This is a genomic window from Acetobacter indonesiensis (assembly GCF_000963945.1).
GTDB lineage: Bacteria > Pseudomonadota > Alphaproteobacteria > Acetobacterales > Acetobacteraceae > Acetobacter > Acetobacter indonesiensis.
Window position 1 is genome coordinate 1 of record NZ_BAMW01000022.1, and the last position, 18066, is coordinate 18066.

General features: G+C 52.2%; 15 protein-coding genes and 1 riboswitch. Of the genes, 8 read left to right on the forward strand and 7 right to left on the reverse strand.

Features of this window, described 5'->3' with window-relative positions; translation table 11 throughout:
* Positions 1–918: LysR family transcriptional regulator (locus Abin_RS07120; protein ID WP_307190428.1), on the forward strand; the 918-nt coding region annotated here is incomplete at its 5' end.
* A 42-nt stretch (positions 919–960) separates the two neighbouring features.
* On the opposite strand, the gene Abin_RS07125 is transcribed toward Abin_RS07120, so the two are convergent.
* The 3 genes from Abin_RS07125 to Abin_RS07135 form a co-directional block, all read right to left on the reverse strand.
* Positions 961–1836 (reverse strand): arginase family protein, encoded by an 876-nt coding sequence (locus Abin_RS07125; protein ID WP_048845674.1) that lies wholly within the window; start codon positions 1834–1836, stop codon positions 961–963.
* A gap of 572 nt (positions 1837–2408) precedes the next feature.
* The gene (locus tag Abin_RS07130; RefSeq protein ID WP_158319898.1) at positions 2409–3365 is read right to left on the reverse strand and encodes a FecR family protein; all 957 of its coding nucleotides are present in this window, start codon (positions 3363–3365) and stop codon (positions 2409–2411) included.
* Positions 3366–3484: 119 nt separating this feature from the next.
* Complete coding sequence (locus Abin_RS07135) at positions 3485–4066, reverse strand: RNA polymerase sigma factor (protein ID WP_084593522.1); 582 nt, start codon at positions 4064–4066, stop codon at positions 3485–3487.
* A 246-nt stretch (positions 4067–4312) separates the two neighbouring features.
* Here Abin_RS07135 and Abin_RS07140 point away from each other — a divergent pair, with 246 nt between their 5' ends.
* Positions 4313–7171: a TonB-dependent receptor gene (locus tag Abin_RS07140; RefSeq protein ID WP_255319354.1), complete on the forward strand. Its 2859-nt coding sequence runs from the start codon at positions 4313–4315 to the stop codon at positions 7169–7171.
* A 90-nt stretch (positions 7172–7261) separates the two neighbouring features.
* Positions 7262–8863 (forward strand): alkaline phosphatase D family protein, encoded by a 1602-nt coding sequence (locus Abin_RS07145; protein WP_052948185.1) that lies wholly within the window; start codon positions 7262–7264, stop codon positions 8861–8863.
* 286 nt (positions 8864–9149) lie between these two features.
* On the opposite strand, the gene Abin_RS07150 is transcribed toward Abin_RS07145, so the two are convergent.
* Positions 9150–10610, reverse strand: a complete 1461-nt coding sequence (locus tag Abin_RS07150; RefSeq protein WP_174766862.1) for a phosphomannomutase — start codon at positions 10608–10610, stop codon at positions 9150–9152.
* 124 nt (positions 10611–10734) lie between these two features.
* Positions 10735–11277, reverse strand: coding sequence for a DUF4142 domain-containing protein (locus Abin_RS07155; RefSeq protein ID WP_048845723.1), 543 nt, complete (start codon positions 11275–11277; stop codon positions 10735–10737).
* Positions 11278–11707: 430 nt separating this feature from the next.
* On the opposite strand from Abin_RS07155, the gene Abin_RS07160 reads away from it, so the two are divergent.
* Complete coding sequence (locus Abin_RS07160) at positions 11708–12199, forward strand: hypothetical protein (RefSeq protein WP_048845724.1); 492 nt, start codon at positions 11708–11710, stop codon at positions 12197–12199.
* A 171-nt stretch (positions 12200–12370) separates the two neighbouring features.
* On the opposite strand, the gene Abin_RS07165 is transcribed toward Abin_RS07160, so the two are convergent.
* On the reverse strand, positions 12371–14080 hold the full coding sequence (locus tag Abin_RS07165; RefSeq protein ID WP_052948186.1) for a Hint domain-containing protein: 1710 nt from the start codon (positions 14078–14080) through the stop codon (positions 12371–12373).
* A gap of 192 nt (positions 14081–14272) precedes the next feature.
* Between Abin_RS07165 and Abin_RS07170 the strand changes: the two genes are divergently transcribed.
* A complete protein-coding gene (locus Abin_RS07170; RefSeq protein WP_048845679.1) occupies positions 14273–14890 on the forward strand; it encodes a recombinase family protein in 618 nt (205 codons plus the stop codon).
* A gap of 10 nt (positions 14891–14900) precedes the next feature.
* Here Abin_RS07170 and Abin_RS07175 read toward each other — a convergent pair whose 3' ends face one another.
* A complete protein-coding gene (locus tag Abin_RS07175; protein ID WP_048845680.1) occupies positions 14901–15479 on the reverse strand; it encodes a nicotinamidase in 579 nt (192 codons plus the stop codon).
* A 209-nt stretch (positions 15480–15688) separates the two neighbouring features.
* Here Abin_RS07175 and Abin_RS07180 point away from each other — a divergent pair, with 209 nt between their 5' ends.
* The 3 genes from Abin_RS07180 to Abin_RS07190 all read left to right on the forward strand — a co-directional run bounded on the left by Abin_RS07180 (position 15689) and on the right by Abin_RS07190 (position 18002).
* Positions 15689–16072 (forward strand): hypothetical protein, encoded by a 384-nt coding sequence (locus tag Abin_RS07180; RefSeq protein WP_048845681.1) that lies wholly within the window; start codon positions 15689–15691, stop codon positions 16070–16072.
* 106 nt (positions 16073–16178) lie between these two features.
* A riboswitch (SAM-I-IV-variant riboswitch) is annotated at positions 16179–16288 on the forward strand.
* Between the two features lie 44 nt (positions 16289–16332).
* A complete protein-coding gene (locus Abin_RS07185; RefSeq protein WP_048845682.1) occupies positions 16333–17367 on the forward strand; it encodes a threonine aldolase family protein in 1035 nt (344 codons plus the stop codon).
* A gap of 35 nt (positions 17368–17402) precedes the next feature.
* A complete protein-coding gene (locus Abin_RS07190; RefSeq protein WP_048845726.1) occupies positions 17403–18002 on the forward strand; it encodes a trimeric intracellular cation channel family protein in 600 nt (199 codons plus the stop codon).
* Positions 18003–18066: the final 64 nt, after the last annotated feature.

Below are 18066 nucleotides of genomic sequence, written 5' to 3' on the forward strand. Positions count from 1 at the left end.
CGACACAACAAGGTTTGGGTCAGCAAAATGTCACGAGAAAATTTCAGCGAACTCCTCTCTTTTCTGGCCGTTGCTCAAGAACGAAGCTTTACAAAGGCGGCGGCGCGTCGAGGTGTTACGCCCTCTGCAATAAGCCACACCATGCGTCTTCTGGAGGAGCGACTGGGCGTCACCCTTCTGACGAGAACAACACGTCGTGTCGTTCCCACGCCTGCGGGAGATTATCTGCTGCAAAATATTCAGCCGCTTTTCGACGAAATCGAGAACCGGATGAGTAGCCTTGACGAGTTCCGCAAATGTCCCAGAGGTAATCTCCGGATCACCGTAACAGATGAATCTCTGGGCTTCTTTCTTCGACCCCGTATTGCAGATTTTCTCAAGAATTACCCGGAAATCTCTCTGGAGATATCAACCGATTTGCGTCTGATTGATATTGTGGATGAAGGCTTCGACGCAGGCGTGCGCCTTGGAGAACTGGTGACGCAGGGGATGATTTCAGTGCCTGTGTCGCCTGATATCCAGTTTGCGGTTGTTGGGTCTCCGACCTATTTCAAAAGTCATGACGTCCCTAAAATCCCGGCCCGTCTGCAAGAGCACAACTGTATCGGTGTTCGTCTGCCAACCCACGGAAAGATTTATCCGTGGCGCTTCAGGCAGAAGGGAAAGGACCTGAAGTTTCAGCCCGTCGGCCAATTTGTGTGCAATAATGTGTTCGGTGCGCGGGATGCCTGCCTGGACGGCATTGGCCTCGCCTATATTCCCAAAATTGTTGCAGAAGAACACATCCAGAATGGCAAACTGATATCAGTTCTGGAACCCTTCTGTCCGACGCATCTGGGGTTCCATCTCTTCTACCCCCGCCACCATCGCCATTCGATGCCTTTGTCGCTGTTCGTCGAGGAAATGAAAGTAAAATGAGAAAGCCTGGTTTAGAAAACACAGGCTTTCTCGGTCGAAGGTTCAACCTCCGATAAGAGGAAGCTGTTTGAGCATTTCTTGCAGGTTTAGCGCATCCCAAGGCATGTGCTCGGCAATTGTCATACCGACCACTTCTTTTTCGGTCGTCACTTCCTGAATCAGTTTCAGAACATCAGGAATGTTGAGTTTTCCCTCGGCAACGTCTCCAAAATCATGCTTGCCACGACCCGGTTTTGCAAACAGTAGAGAACGGAAGTTGTGCGGATCCAGCACATCCAGATCCAGATGAATGGCAAGCACTTCGATCTGACTGTCTTTTAGCCACTCCATGACGGGCTGTGCACCATCACGCACCTGCTGGGGTGAACATGTCCGTAACCCATGATCCGCAATGAACTGTGCTTCAAATGGTAGCGGATCATGAATACCGGCGATCATGACATTTTTAGCAGGAACCGGCCTTGTCACTGCTTTTGTCAGGTCGGGGTCACCATGTCCCAGTAACGCCCCCAGAACGTGCGCATGTGCGTTCATATACTGTTTTGGTGTCTGGACGTCTGGGTGGGTATCAATCCAGAGCACACCCAGCCTGTCGCCATAGCGCTCTGAAAGCCACGAAAAAGGCACGAGCGAGACAAGACAATCGCCACCCAGAACAGCAATCGACGTAGGCTGGTGGCGTTCAATAATGTCCCGCGCATCCCGGATCTGTTTCAGCAGAACACTGCGTCCACGCATTTCATCCTCGACTGGCAGAGGGGTATCAGTGGGAACGTCAACTGGCACTTCTTCAACAGGCCCTGAAGATGGCGGAGCGAGCCACGCTAGAAGCTTTGAGCCTAGATAATAGGGAGGATTATCGCCGCCCTGCCACTGAGGGAAAAGAAGTCTGAGAGTTTTGGAATCCTGATCTACCATAAAAACCTCCTGTCAGGGTCAGTGTAGGCAAGCTGTTGCGATGCAGCCCTAACACGCCGCTATGAGCACGTTTTTTGAACCTTTTTTGTCAAAGGTTTGAGATGTAAACTGCTGCTTTATCCGTCATAAAATTTCATGAATATAATAGAATTAACAGATATTTATTGCTGAAATTTATTCACAAACATTTTGTTGAAAAACTCTATAGTCCAGTGAGTCTTTTAACCTTAAAATAAAAAGAGACTTGGCAAAATTGCCTTAGTCTCTACCCCCTGCCTGAAGACACGGCATCGCCTGATCGAGACTAAATAGTCAAAGGCTGCGGCAATCATGTTCCCTCTGAAGGTTCAGATTGTCATAGCTTTTAGATTAACTCTGGGAGGCGTAAGTCTCGATCACTTCGGATTATAGACTATCTTCTGGTTCAGTGCGTTCTATCTGGCAGCATACGGAAAAAAGAGTGACGGTGCAGGACCGTATTTTTGTTGAGAGAAAATCAGAGCACCTTAAAATTAGGCAAACGGCCCAGTGCCTTACACGTTATCCTTTCAACTTTTTTGCACCTGTAAAATTCATGAATAAAAAAGAATTCTGTTTCTTTCCTGCTTTATCTTGCAATTTAATAACAGAGAAGCTGCCTGTGCAAAATCATGGAGTTTCAACAGGCTGAAACTCCCCGAAAGCCGACGTTGAGCAAGAGCGGGGCTGATGATGAAGCACTGCACATCAGAATAGCGGTTAAATTCAGTTACGGCCTCGGCCAAAGTGTAATTGTTCATAATAATCTGGCCCTCACGCCAAGCCTTACGCACGAAGGCATCATCATCAGGCAGGGCGAGTTTACTGACAAGAACAGGATCATCATGACTATTCTGGGAAAAGTGCAGAATATTCGGAGACGTAAATTTCAATGATTTATTAGAATTTCTCCAATCTAGCGCACCAGAATACAGAGTTACAAGAATATCCTTTCCCTGAACGGAGATATCAAAATCAGCCTTTTGGCTGCCCAACCACATTGTCCCAATCGAGACATGCACAGACCGTTTTTTTTGAATTTGCAGGCCAATACGACCATCTGCCATTAGAATAGCGTCATGATGGTGCGTGGAAGACAAATAGGCATCAGACCGTGCATCCATGGTAATCTGGTTGCCATGCCACTCATAGCGCTGCGGCGGCTGCTGCCCCCGATGACGGAGAGAGAAATGGTCTCTTACGGCACGAGGCATAACAAAGGCGACGATACCTGCCGCACAGGCTGCGGCCAGAACCCCCCGACGTGCAAATTCTGGCGAAGGGCCGGGCGCAGGTATGGAAACTATATTCTGCGCCATGCGATAGTCTAACGCGTGGTAGAGGCTTTTGGCTTGAACATAAGCGCCGAGATTACGTGTGTCTGCCTGTAGCCAGTTCTCCAGTTTTTTCTGTTCGCCAGGCAGAAGAGGGCGCGCGTCTGTTAACGCGACCCACCGTGCCGCTTCTTCCTTCCGTTGATGTCTGTCTGTTGAAGAAGAGGGAGAATACACAAGCAAATCTCGTCTGGTTGCCAGACATGTTTCTGCTAATTGAAAGCAGATGTCCACTCCCTATTATGGAGAGGCTGATGATATGTCTGTCCTGTTAGGATAGTTATGATCGTAGGCGGTTATCTGGAACGCTTGCTGGCTTCAATAAGTTTCTGGAGACCTCGGCCGATATGCCGTTCAACGGCCCGACGGGAAATACCCAATGATTGTGCAATGTAATCATGGCTGTGGTTATAGATTTTTCTAAGAATGAACACATCTCGACACGGGCTGGGGAGTGTCATCATCTGTTCGCGTAGCCAATCCAGTTGCTGGCGGGCCGCAAGGTTCTGTTCCGGGTCAGGGCGGTCATCTGCAATATTGCAGGCTTCGAGCCCTAAATCTTCGTCCATATAGTGTATTTTTGATTTCCTTGCATATTCTATCACAAGGTTTCTAGCGCAGGAAAAGAAAAAAGCGCGTCCGTTCTGAATGTCCTGAAAGGATGCCGCGCAGAACCGTGCATAACATTCCTGAATAATATCATCTTCCGTAACGCCGGGCAGCAATGTGCGTGAAAGCCACCGTCGCACAGCGTTTTCATGCGGCATGACATCCTGAGCAATCCACGTCAGATGATGAGCATCCGGCAATCGAGAGGAAGTCGATGCCGTCTCTTCCGGCGGGGTCGCATGTCGTTTCATAGGGGGCTCAACGAGCATGAACGGATCTCGCAACAGGCGGCGGGCGGGATGGGTTCATCTACACTGTGCCTCTGCGCCAAAGCAAGCGTAGCACAGGGAAGGGATTTGTTTCTTAACGCGTTGTTATAACGCTCTTTAATTGTATTCATTCAAAACTGAAACAAAACCTTAACATAATTCTGGGCAGGAAAGAGGGGAGAAGACGGTGCACGGGCTCGTCTTATGGGGTGAGTTTCTTACTGTGTCCGAAGGTAACCTTTCCCCATGCGTTCAGTTAAAGCGATAGGCGCGCTGACTCTGCTTTCATCCACTATGCTATGGAATACTGCGCAAGCCGCAACGCACATGTTTGCTATTCCGGCCAGTACAGTGCCCGAAGCATTGGCAGCGTTTCAGAAACAATCTGGCATTGGTGTTATCGCGAAAGGTGCGGACGTTCAGAAAATTCATGTCTCGCCCGTGCATGGCGTAATGGATGATCAGACAGCTCTTCAAAAGCTGCTCGCTCAAACGCCCTTGCAGGTGCAGACTCTTGGCAAAAGCTCAACATTTGTGGTCAGCCGTAAGCCTGCATCGCATGTTCGAAAAGCCGGTATTACGGATATGGAAGGACTATTCGTTGTCGGGCACAGAAAAAGCCAGACAGAGAAACGAATATCCACGATCGTCATGGATACCGTGCCTTATGATCCGTTTGAAAATCTGGGCGGAAACTCCTCGGTTGCCTCATCGTTGGTGTTGTTGCCGGGGGTAACAGGCATTGTGGATGGGGATGAGCCTCGCTATGTCAGTTTACGGGGTATCAGCCCGGATCTAAACCACACCACGGTTGATGGTGTGGCGCTTGCATCTGTCGGGGAAACGGGTTCGGGCACCCGGCGCGTCAATTTGCAGGATATTCCGGCAGAAATGACCTCCCGAACCAATGTCTATAAAAGCTTTACGGCTGAACAGGATGCGGATGCCATTGGCGGTGTGATAGACATGATCCCCATGAGCGCCTTTGACCACAAAGGTCTTTATAAATACTTTGATGGATACGGTATTTATTCAAGTTTCAAGGGATCAGTCGGTCACAATAACCTCAAAGGATATGATCCTCATATGGGGGCGGGTGCAAAGGGCACCATTTCCGATACATTTGGCAAAGACCACCAGTTTGGAATCATTCTTTCCAGCCGGTATCAGGCGCGTGTCCGAAACTCCCAGAAACAATACGGGAATATGGGGTACACAGATACCGCCGGTAAGGTCATGACCAACCCGGAAGATGGCGACTGGAACGGCCGCACTGCACCGGTCAGTTTCCAGTCAGGCAAGTTTGCAAACGCCATTACAACCGTTGGTGGGTCTGGTAAACTGGAGTGGCGGCCGACAGGCACCAATCTGTATGCCTCCGTCATGGGGTGGTCGTATGACAGATGGGAACATTCTGTTATGGACAAACAGGATTACAACCTGACTGGCAACGTGTTTGGCCAAAGTGATGATGGTGGAAGGCGCAAGGTCAACAGTATTTATATCAGGCGGCGTCAGGACCAGTGGGACCGGCAACATAGTGGTGTAATCGGGCATGTGGACTGGCACAGGGGGCGGTCAAACCTTGTGGCCCGTGCGGGCTATACATGGGAAACATATGATAACGTCTCCACATATCTGGCTGGTCGAACCTATCCCAAAAATGTCTATGCTAATTATGATCATAATCCGGCTGACGGCAGCGTGTATCTATTGCGCTCCCTGACAGACCCTTCCATTGCATCGTCTTCAAAATATGCGCTGAGCACAGCATCTGTAACGCGCCCCCATGCGTGGGAAGGGATACCGACAGCGCGACTGGACTACACGTTTAATGCCGCACCTTCGTCTCGCGGGTTTGGGCTTGTGTCCGGCTTTCAATGGCGGCAACTCACCATCACCAATGATGTGAACGAGGATGAATACAAAACCGGTAAAGATATGACCGGCCTGATTGACCATACTGACTATGTTGCATGGAAAGACAGAACCCCGGCCTCTTTTGTCGGGGTGAATGGGTATCATTACCCATGGTCAAGCCTGACAAAGAATGCAGCCCAAAGCCTCTATGATTCTCGCGTGTCTGACTACAAATATCGTGAAAATATAGTCGATGGTTATCTTTCGCTGCATTATCAGTTGAAAAATACCATTTTCATTGCCGGTGTGCGGGTGGATAGCGTCAATTATTCATCATGGACGCCCACAATCTCCAATGGCACGGCATCTGCGAGCAAAAGCAAAACGAATGGGTCCTACATCAACCCGTTGCCTTCTTTTGATGTCGTGCACCACTTGCCATATCAAATGAACCTGCATGCGTCCTACAGCCGAACAATCGGGCGGCCTACACCGGGTAATATTGCACAAGCCGCAAATATTTCCTGCGATGGAGACGGAGGCGATGGTGGGGGCGTTGCCGAATGCAGCATTACGCAGGGTAACCCGAACTTAAAGCCGCGCCGTTCCCATAATTTTGATATTTCTCTGGATAAATGGTTCAATCATAATCAGGGCATGTTCAGCGTCGCCTTTTTCAGTAAGTGGATTCAGGACGACATCTACACCATGCGCAGCACGGAAGTGATTGATAATACCCTATATGATGTGCGCAAACCTATGAATGCCAGCAGTTCAAACATCAAAGGGGTTGAGGTCTCTCTGCTCAACAGAAACATGAAGCTGTGGGGCCAGTATTTTGATGCATCAGCCAACGCAACATGGCTTGGTGGCAGCATGAATTACTCTAACGGGACCACTATGCTGCGTAGCCATCATCTGATCTATCAACCGGATGTTTTGGTCAATGGTGCTGTAACATGGCATATCCCGCAAATTGGTGGGGGGCTGCGCGCCACCGCCAATTATTCAGGCAGGTATCTTACATCATTGGGAACAACGCCAAATCAGAACACGGGCTTTGGCTCTTTGTTCACACTGAATATGGCGTTCTGGCATCAGGTCTATAAAGGGATCAGCTTCAAATACGAAGTTATGAACCTGGCAAACCAGCAACCAAAATGGCTGATTGGCGATAAGCTACAATACACAAACCAGATGGATAATTACGGCCGTGGTGTTTATTTCCACGTAATCATTCACTGAAATTTCAGGATAAAAGAAGAATTTTTTGGTCTGGTAGGCAGCGTTCTTACCAGACCATTCTGTTTTCAGGTGCGGTTTCTGGAGAGAAGAATGTCTATTACACGTCGGTCGCTTTTACTGGGAGGAATGGCTGGTATTGCCGGGAGCAGCTTCATGCTGCGACAGGCGTTTGCTGCGGAGCAGGCACCCCACAATATTGAAAAAAATCCAAAATTTGTTTCCACACCGTTCACCTTGGGCGTCGCTTCGGGGGACCCGGAAGCAGACGGGTTTGTTATCTGGACCCGTCTGGCACCCACACCGTTGGAAGAAGCCGGCGGCATGATTTTAAAACCCATGTGGGTGAAGTGGGAAGTTGCCGAGGACGAGCATATGTCCCGCGTGGTGGCACGCGGGCAGGCGCTTGCTCATCCAGAACTCGCTCATTCGGTGCATGTTGAAGTGGGTGGGTTAAAAGCAGCGCGGCCATATTGGTATCGTTTCCGCATTGCGGAGTATGACAGCCCGGTTGGGCGGGGGCAGACCCTTCCACAAGCAGGCGCTGCGGTTGAGCGTGTGCGGTTTGCGGCTGCCGGCTGCCAACAGTATGAGGAAGGATATTATACGGCGTGGCGTGCCATTGCTCAGGAACCTGTCGATTTTATCTACCACTATGGCGATTATATTTACGAGGGAAAGGATAGTGGTCCCGGCTATCGTAAAATGAATGGTCGGCCCTTCAAGGTTCTACGCAGGCATGTCGGGCCAGAATGTTATTCTCTGGATGAATATCGCCGCCGTTACGCGCAGTATAAAACGGATCCGGATTTACAGGCAGCCCATGCCGCGACCTCGTGGTTTGTGAGTTTTGATGATCATGAGGTCGATAATAACTGGGCAGGAGACAGCGATCAGGATGGCACACCGGCGGAAGTCTTCCTGTTCCGTCGGGCGGCTGCCATGCAGGCCTATTATGAACACATGCCGTTAAGACGCCGGTCTTTGCCAAATGGCAGCCATATGCAGATTTATAGAACAGCCCGGTATGGTGATCTGTTAAATATGTTTGTGCTGGATACACGGCAATACCGAAGCGATCAGGTTTATGGGGATAAGGACGGTCCGCAGCGCGAAGATGTATGGGCCAGTCAGCGCAGCATGATGGGGGCTGAACAGGAACAGTGGCTGTTTAATGGTCTTGCGCGGTCTGATACACGTTGGAATCTCTTGGCGCATCAGGTGATGATGCTGAATCTGGGGCATCGCAAATCGGCCAATGCCCAACTTGAATATAGTATGGATCAATGGTCAGGCTATCTTTATAGCCGGAAGCGTCTTCTTGAATTTATTAAAGCCCAGTGCCCGGGGAATGTGGTGAATGTTACGGGGGATGCGCACCGCCATTTTGCGGGAGATCTTCTGGTCAACCCTGATGACAAACAGCCTGTGTCTGTCGAGTTTTTGGCCACATCTATTACATCCGGCGCAGATGGTGTGGGGGATATGGATGCCTTCAGCCAATCTGTCCGGACCGAAAACCCGTGGTTGAAAGCAACAACGGATAAACGGGGTTATGTTCTGTGTGATGTTGGGCGCGATCAGTGGAGAGGCGACCTCAAAATAGTCGATCAGGTCATGGAGCATAATGGTCAGATATCGACTTATGCCAGCTTCATTACTGACCGTGGGCACCCGGGTTTACAGCGGGCATAAAAGAGGGAAACAAGGATCATTTCAGTTTTTTGAAAGCATTTGCGTAAAATAATCACAGATCATGTCGGTTATTGCGTCAGACTAAAGGTCAACTTCTTCAGCGGGCGCACTATCGCAAATGCTTTCAGTAATCTTTTCAAAAAACGGGTGGAACCCCAATAGCTAGGCGATAGTGTTCCGATTTTGACTGTGGCAGCATCTCTTTCACAAAACTGCCAACCATAGCATGGCCTTCCACCGCGAGGCATCACGCAGAGGAGTACATCGCCTGTTGCCGCCTTCCGCCTTATCTTTCATCTCCCCGCCATCCTTCCAACGCATGCAGGCAAAACTTCAAGACTGTCGTTGCCCGCTGCTGGGTATCCGCTTCAACATACACTCTTAATTCCGGGGCATTGCCTGATGGCCGAATGTGGACAATATCGCCCTGATCGAAGGTCATGCGTAAACCGTCTGTTTCATCTGTCTGCGTGACAGACCCGCAAAGGGCACCGAGGCCCATCTGCTCCACACTGTTTTCGATATTGCTCTTGAAAGAACAAAGCTTTTCCTGACTGACAGCAGTAGGAAGCCCCACAATCCGGTCACTCACCGTAAAACGGTGCGGCAGGTCGAGAATAATCTCCTGCACGCTTTTGTGCGCCTGTTGGGCGGCGACCAAAATGCACAGCATGGGCAAAACGGAATCCCGTGTCGGCAAAGCCCGCAGAGTGCGGCCCTTTAACGTGACATCACTGGCCAGAAGAAACCCGCCATTGGCTTCATACCCAACGGATGGTGTCTGTCCTGCATCCACAGCCGCCATCATGCCCGCCACCACAAACGGCGAGCCTATGCGCGTGCGGTAAATATGCGGGCTCAGGCCAGAACGTTCCAATGCCGTGTTGCTGCTGACCGGCGTGGTAATGGCTTTTGCGGCCAGATAGCGTGCGGCAACAATCCCCAGCACATCCCCCCGCAACCATTCGCCTTTGCCATCTGCCAGCAATGGCCTGTCAGAATCTCCATCCGTGGTGAGGATGGCATCAAGTTGCCCGTCCTGTGCCCAGTGTCGCGCCAGCACGCAATCTTCGCTTCTGACCGCTTCTGTATCAACCGGCGTAAATTCTTCCGTGCGGCCAAGCCTGACAGCCTTTGCGCCCAAAGCCTCCACAATGGTCACCAGTGCATCCCGCCCCACGGCTGAATGTTCATAAATGCCCAAAGTCAGACCAGACAGCGCATCCGCCCCAAAGAAATCGCGGTAGCGCGCCACATACGCCGGAATAACATTCACTGTATCAGGCAGAGATGTCGGGTGTATCAGGGTGCCGTCAGCATCAAACCATCCGTCCGGCAGCACAACGTCCTGACAGCGCATGCCAGCTTCATCAGGTTTCAGAAACTCGCCCTGTGACCGGTTGAATTTTATCCCATTGCGGTCAGCGGGAATATGGCTGCCCGTCACCATCAAAGACGGTATGCCACGGTCAAACGCATACAGACACAGGGCCGGGGTGGGAACATAACCGCAGAACACAGGCACACCCTGCATAGACTCAATGGCGGCAACGCAGGCTTTTAGAATACGGGGTGTGCTGGGGCGTAAATCTCCGGCAACGGCAACCGGCTTTTGGGGGCTGAATTCTCCCTGCTCGGCCAGATAGCGCAGGTAGCCCACCGTATAAGCAAAACAGACCGCATCTGTCATGGCGTCAACAAGCCCGCGCGCACCGCTTGTGCCAAACGCAACGCCTGATTGTTTCATCCACTGGTCTATTTTCATGCCGATACTCGTGATGTTGTGGCCACATTGAAGCGGAAACACCACCAGAAATCCAGAGCCCAGACCAGCGATGCCCCCTCAACCCGCGCGAGGGGGCAGGCGCGTCTTAGTGCATCTGTGCGTCGTAGCTGTTCAGCTTGGTTTGTGCGTCAGTGGCCAGTTTCACCAGATCCTTGTTTTTGGAAGTGCTGATCTGGCTTTCAAGGCTGGGTTTGATGTGGGTATGGGCCAGCGTAAACTGACGCACATAGCTGCGGTCAAAACTTGCCCCGCGCAGGCGCTGCATCCGGTCAATAGTTTTCTGGTTTGCGGCAGAAGGTACCGTGGTCAGCGTGACAGAATGGGCAGCCGCCAGTTTGGCTAGTGCCTTCTGATTTTCCGTCAGGTCTTTTGCAATGGTTGCCCCCAGCACGGCAATATCGCTGCGGCCCGCATGGCTGGTTGCCAGAGTGGCAAGTGCGGTCTGTGTCAGGTCAAGCTCATTCAGCGTCTGGCTGAAGGTTGCGTCTGCAAGCGTATAGGGCGCTGCTTTTTCCAGTTCCGGTAGCGGGGGCGGCAGGGGCTGCCCGGCAGAGCACGCGCTAAGCGTTAAAACCGCACCCATAAGACTGGCAAGGGTAAAAGACCTTTGACGGAAAGAGCGTAACATGATCAGCGCGTTGTCCTTGTTTGCAGCCTGAATGAACCTGAATAGTTGCGGTATAATAGCCAGAACGGATATGAAAACAACTCTCGGTATTTCTGTTTGGTAACGACAGGCTATGTTGATAATATAAAAAACAATATGACGATGATATAACAAATCAATTTATTCATTCCTTCAATGAAGTGGTGAATGTTTGTTTTTGTCCAAAAAGAAATATTTATAATTTGTTTCACACTTGCCTAAAACCGAAACAACGCAGTAGTTTGCCCCCAGTGTGCGCCGTATAATGGGCGCGTTGTCTGGTAAAGCTGTGGGGATAGTTACATACATGAACAGTCGTATTCTGGGGTTGCTTGCTGTTTCCTCACTGTCTTTAGGGTTAAGTGGGTGCGGATATTTTGATTCACGCGCTGCACATAAAGCCCAGGTCACCATGATTGGCATGACGTCTTACGACCTTCAGGCCTGTGCTGGCCTGCCGTCAGCCACAAAGCAGTTGAATGATACCACCCAGATTTTCGTCTATACAGGCACCCAGCCCCAGCCCAGCTATGGCGGTTCAACCCTGATTCCTATTGGCGATATCGCAACAACCATCGCCCAGCTTAGCGGCGGCGGCGGCACAACGTGTTCTGCCATTATCCGGCTTGATAATGACCGCGTGTCAGATGTGCATTACACCGGCAATAATGATGAAATGATCGGCACGGATGGTATCTGCTCCATCATCACCCGTGGCTGTGCGCGTGAGCCTGAAGGCACAATGAAACGCTCCTCCGGCGGTCTGTTCGGCCCGGTTTCTGCATTCCACCCGCCGAAAACGCCCAACCAGTCTACAACCGCAACATACTCAACGCAGGCTGGCGCGACTGAGTTGAACACCGATAAAAACTCAAAAGACTCTGTTATTATCGAACGGAAGTAAAATGAGACCGGCATGATTCGTGGCCTGCACGATCGCAGGAAACGCCCCTCGTTCGGGGCGTTTTTTTGTTGGGGTCTGGCGTGTCTGTATCAATCGCACAAACGGCCAGTTACCCCGTAGCATCACGGGCCTGTCGCAACAGACCCGTGTGCCGGTAGGACGGATCCAGCCTTAGGCGGACAGTGTCACATCGCTCTGCGGCTGTGTTTCAGCGATGTAGGGGCCAGCGGCCAGAACATCAATTGACAAGAGCCCCATTGTCCCTTTTTGCATTTTGCCCAAAGGCAGAAGGGCATTTCCGTTTGTCCATGCAAGGTCTTCCTGACCAGCATCATACCAGCCTTCAGGCTTCTGCGCGTCCAGATGCGCCTTGATCAGTGTCAGCTTTCTGCCTGCGACCAGACGAATATCAGACACGGCGACCCCAAGCTGACGCCGGTCATCCACAAAAGGACCAATCACGTCGCTTGGCCGTGCTGCGCGTGATACAAGACGAACAGCAGTGATATCCGGCGGCAGCATAAAGCTGTAACGGGCCCCTTCATGGCGCATCGGCATGATCACCGCCCCAGATTCAGTGACCAGATGCAACTCTGGGTTGTGAACCAGCGTTGTCTTACCGTCTGCTTTGCGCGCGTTATCGACTTTGCTGGTCCGGGCCCGTATCTGCCTGAACAACCCTTCTACCACAGACCGTGCTACACAAAGGGGTGCTGCTGCATTGTTTTCCCAGCTGCGTGGCTGTGCGCTCAGCGTGACAACCTTGCCTGTCTGGCGGAAAGCTGCCCGGTTTCCGGTGTCCAGATAGCTTTCTGTCAGCATACCATCTGCGGTTAGAACGGAATGTTCTGCTGTTTCCACATGGTAATAGTCGTAGGACAGAATGCTCTTGTCATAAAAAATCGAAGATCCGTTTACTAACATACGGGCCGGGATAAACTTGTCTTCAAAAAACAGGCAATGTTCAGCCGTTATCAGCATATCCTTGAAAGGAACCCCGTCAGCAAGGGCATTTTTCAGGATACGAACCGGATAGCCTGCTTCATCATCTGGCAGATGGGGGCGGACAACGGCATGTGCTTTGCCAACCCAGACAAGCGGACGCACCACGTCTTCGCCACGTTGCCAATCGAATGCCAGAACCTCGTCACCCATTTGCAGGTCTTCGACTGCTACAACACCCTGCGTTGTCAGGATCATGCTGCCAGTAAGGAAACAGGCTATTTTTTGTGGTTTAGCCTGATTGCGATCAACGCCAAGATTGTTGATCCCGTTGTTTCCATTGGCAAATGTTGCCCCGGCTTTTGTCCCATCCGTGCTTTCATAACCCTGCGTGATTGTGACAGAGCTATTGTTACCGTTGATGTTTGTACCCGACCCGCTGAGCCACGCCACAGTAATCTTTGAATTCTGCCCAAGCGTTATTGTGCCGCCGCTAGAGGCAAATACGTAATGATAGACAGAGATATCTGTACCAGACAGGGTATAATTCCCGTGCTGGGCACCAGAAATACCGTAATCCGCAACGTCTTCTACTTTGCCGGTTACGACAAAAGGCGTGCTTCCGGTGTTCAGTGAGACATTGTTGCCACCCAAAACAACATTTCCAACGGATACGGTTTGCGTTCCGCTGACAGTGGGGGTCAGGTTGTTAATGATGTTGCTGTTATTAAGGTAATTCTCGTCACCTGTATGTCCTGCTACATGGTAGCCGCCAGATGTCAGGGTTTGTTTATCCGTAATGATAACCGTATCAGAACTACCGGGCACATTACCGTTGGTACCCTGTGGTGTGATTACCTTGTTATTGTCAACCGATCCCCAATTTTTAGGATCGTTCCAATTTGTACCATCCGTACCCAGCCAGACATACGTCGTCATTTTCCAAACTCCTGACTTGGGCAAAAAAATAAGTTAGTATTTTTCTAATTGATTTTACCGTCATAAGGAGTTAGTATTTAAAGAACGATCAGGCATATGCTTGGCCGTTTCTAAATAATTATAGCGTTTCGGGTTTGCGCAAATCAGCATTTAAGCAAGGAACTGGCGGCCTTCTGCCTCATTTAAAAGAGAATGGAACGTTCTGAATTTGGCCGCAAAATTGGGTATGCGCGTGTCAGCACAATTGGGCAAACGCTCGACACACAGCTAAAGACTCTCAAGCAATTTGGCTGTGCCCCAATCTTTCGTGAAAAAGCAAGTGGAGCCGATGCGCAAAGGACCCAATTGGTTAAGCTGCTTTCAACGCTCAAAAAAGACGATACCGTCGTCGTCACACGGATAGACAGATTAGCCCGCAGTACATTTGATCTGTTCGCTATTATTCAGGCTATTACTCAAAAAAAGGCGCAGTTTTACTCTCTGGCAGAACCGTGGGCTGATACCACAACCAGCACGGGCCGTTTAATGCTTGCCGTTCTGGGTGGCCTTGCCGATGTCGAGCGTGATCTTATCCGAACCCGCACGGCAGAAGGGCGGGCAAGAGCGGTCGAGCAAGGAAAGCGCATGGGACGCCCCCCACGCATTACCGATGAACAGCGCAGGGCCATTGCCGCCCAACGAAAAGCCGGAGCATCCCTTAAATCCTTGGCCGAGGCATTCGGGATTAGTCAGGGAACAGTCTCCCGCATTGCAACGGGGGCAGACAGCCATAAAAACAGGAAACCCGTGCAGCCTGTACTGCCTGCATAAGAATGCTGCCTTAGCCTCGTAAATCCTGCGCCTGCATAATCCGCACGCCTTTGGCGGCTAATGCCGCACTCACGTCAGCGCAGGGTTGCAGGGCGCTTGCGCTGGCGTCTTCCACCACGCAGGTTTCAAACCCCAATACCATACCGTCCAGCGTGGTGTGGCTCACGCACACATCGTAGGCCAGACCGCACACCACAATGCGGGTAACACCGCGTTCCTGCAAAAAGCCTTTCAGGCCAGTCGGGTTTTGGCCGTCATTGTCAAAAAAGGCTGAATAGCTATCCACGCCCTGCGCCATGCCTTTGCGCACAATGGCGCTGACCGTATCCAGACGCAGTAGCGCCGCCAGTTCCGCCCCTTGCGTGCTCTGCACACAATGCACCGGCCACGGCCCATTCTGAAGCGGGAAGGAACAATGGTCGGCCGGGTGCCAGTCCTGCGTGGCCACAATGGCCTGAAAGGGCAGAGAGGAAAGCTGGTTGATAACGGGAATAATCCGGTCACCGTCCGCTACGGGCAGGCGTCCGTGCGGCAGAAAGTCATTCTGCACATCCACAATAATCAGGGCATCCTGTGGGCCAATCCGCATTGCTTCGGCTTCCTTTTCTTCCCGCACGCACCCAAAGCTAGCCGCCCCACCCGCCGAGGGAAAGAGCCCCCGCTACATGGCAGAGGGCAGGGGCTATGCTTGTGCCGATATTGCCGTTTAGGGCTGCGTGGTGTTTATGCAGGGGTGTTCACCAAGCGGCCGCACCCTTAACGGCCAAAAACAGGCACAGGAAAGACACACAGCAGACAATGAAGATTCAGGGCTATAATTTCTTCTGCGATATGCCGGATGATATGCTGTATCTGCGCAAGGAAAGCCCGGACGAACGCTTTATTGAAGAAAACATGGTGTTCATTCTGCCAGACAGATTAAGGAAATTCCGTAAAAATCTGTGGCATGTGCGTAAAAATGCCGGGCCGACGCATATTTATATTCCCCTGTTCCGCGTCAAAACCATTCTGGCCAGCGACCCTGTTCCGCCCGGGTATGAAGGCCCGCTTGATGTGTTCCCGTTCTACGCCCACACATCCAAACGGCGCAGCCGGTCGCTTGATTACTATCTGCTGTTTGTCTTCCGTGACAAAGCATCTTACGTGAAGTGCAAACTGCTGCTGAACGCAACAAACCGCTAACACCTTGAACCGTTGGGCGGGGCTTTCGATAAACGCCGCAGGGGCCGGGGGCCAAGACGGGGTTGTCTGCCAGTTGCAGGCGGCTGGCGCTTCTGCTACTGCACGGCGCATACATCAAGAGTCAGACCCGGTCTGACACCAACCTGCTTCCCTGCAAGGTGGTGCCTTCATAGAATGTGAAGGGATGTGGCCAGACCGGCAATACGGGCACCGCCACACACTCCCCCCCTGCTTCGGAACCTGTGCGAGAGTTATGACACATGAGTGTGAGTCAGCAATTCGGTAGTGATAATTATGCGGGTATCTGCCCGGAAGCATGGGACGCCATGCAGCAGGCCAATATCGGGTCCCTGACAGCCTATGGCGAGGACGAATGGACCACCCGCGCCGCCAACGCCTTCCGCACCCTGTTTGAAACAGACTGCGAGGTCTTTTTCGCGTTTAATGGCACAGCCGCCAATTCGCTGGCGCTGGCCGCGTTGTGCCAGTCTTATAACAGCGTCATCTGTTCGTCTTACGCGCATGTTGAAACGGACGAATGTGGCGCGCCCGAATTTTTTTCCAACGGGTCCAAACTGCTGGTCGCCCGCACCGATTCCGCCAAACTGACCGCGCAGGATGTCCGGTCTCTGGCCACCTGCCGGGCGGATATTCACTACCCCAAACCCCGCGCCGTCACCATTACGCAGCCAACCGAAACGGGCGAGCTTTACAGTCTGGAAGAAATCCGCGCCCTGTCTGCCACCTGTCGGGAACTCGGGCTGCGGCTGCATATGGACGGGTCGCGTTTTGCTAATGCCTGTGCAACTCTGGGTTGTAGTCCTGCTGAAATGACGTGGCAGGCCGGGGTCGATGTCCTGTGCTTTGGCGGCACCAAAAACGGCATGGCCGTGGGTGAAGCCATCCTGTTCTTTGACCGTGCCTTGGCAGATGGATTTGATTACCGCTGCAAACAGGCGGGGCAACTCGCCTCCAAAATGCGGTTCCTGTCCGCCCCGTGGGTCGGGCTGCTGGAAAGTGGCGCATGGCTGCGTAACGGGGCCCACGCCAACGCCTGCGCCCAGCGACTGGCCGCTGCGCTACAGACTGTGCCGGGGGTAGAGCTGATGTTCCCCGTGCAGGCAAACGGCGTGTTTCTGCGGGGGCCTGAAAAGTTGTTGCCGGGCCTGCAGGATCGGGGCTGGCGTTTTTATACTTTCATTGGGGGCGGTGCCCGCTTCATGTTCGCATGGGATTCAGACCCGGCCCGCGTGGATGAACTGGCCGCCGATATTGCAACCTGTAGCGCCGCATGATTTCAGACCATTTTATCGCCATTCAGCAATTTTCCATGTCAGCGTTGCCACGGCTTGATATCGTGGCAACCGGCGTGTTCGCGATATCAGGCGCGCTTCAGGCGGCGCGCGCTAAACAGAACCTTGTCACCTTCGCGTTCTTTGCCGCCATAACAGGCGTGGGCGGCGGCACCGTGCGCGACCTGCTGATTGGGGCTCCTGTTTTCTGGATGCATTCGACAACGCCGCTGGCTGTGTGCCTGCTTATGGGGCTGCTGGTCTGGTTCACACCCGCCCGCGTCTGGCCGCATCATCCTATCGACTGGTTCGACGGCATGGGTCTTGCCGCGTACGCTGTGTATGGGGCCGCCAAGGCGCAGGCTTACGGTATCCCGTGGTTGCCTGCCGCTATTATGGGGGTTGTCACCGCCTGCATGGGCGGCATCTTCCGCGATGTTCTGGCCAACGTGCCCTCCATCGTCATCCGGCCAGAACTTTACGTCACCGCCGCCGCCCTGTCTTCGGGCAGCTATGTTCTGCTGACAGCCTGCGGCCTGCCAATGATCCCTGCCGCCAGCATCGCCTTCGCGGCGGGCTTCCTGCTTCGTGGTGCCGCAATCCGCCACGGCCTGAACCTGCCTGCCTACCGCCGATAGTTGGTTGTTGGAAAATATTAGAATTTAACTTAATATTTTCATGATTTTCCGTTTTTGTAACAAA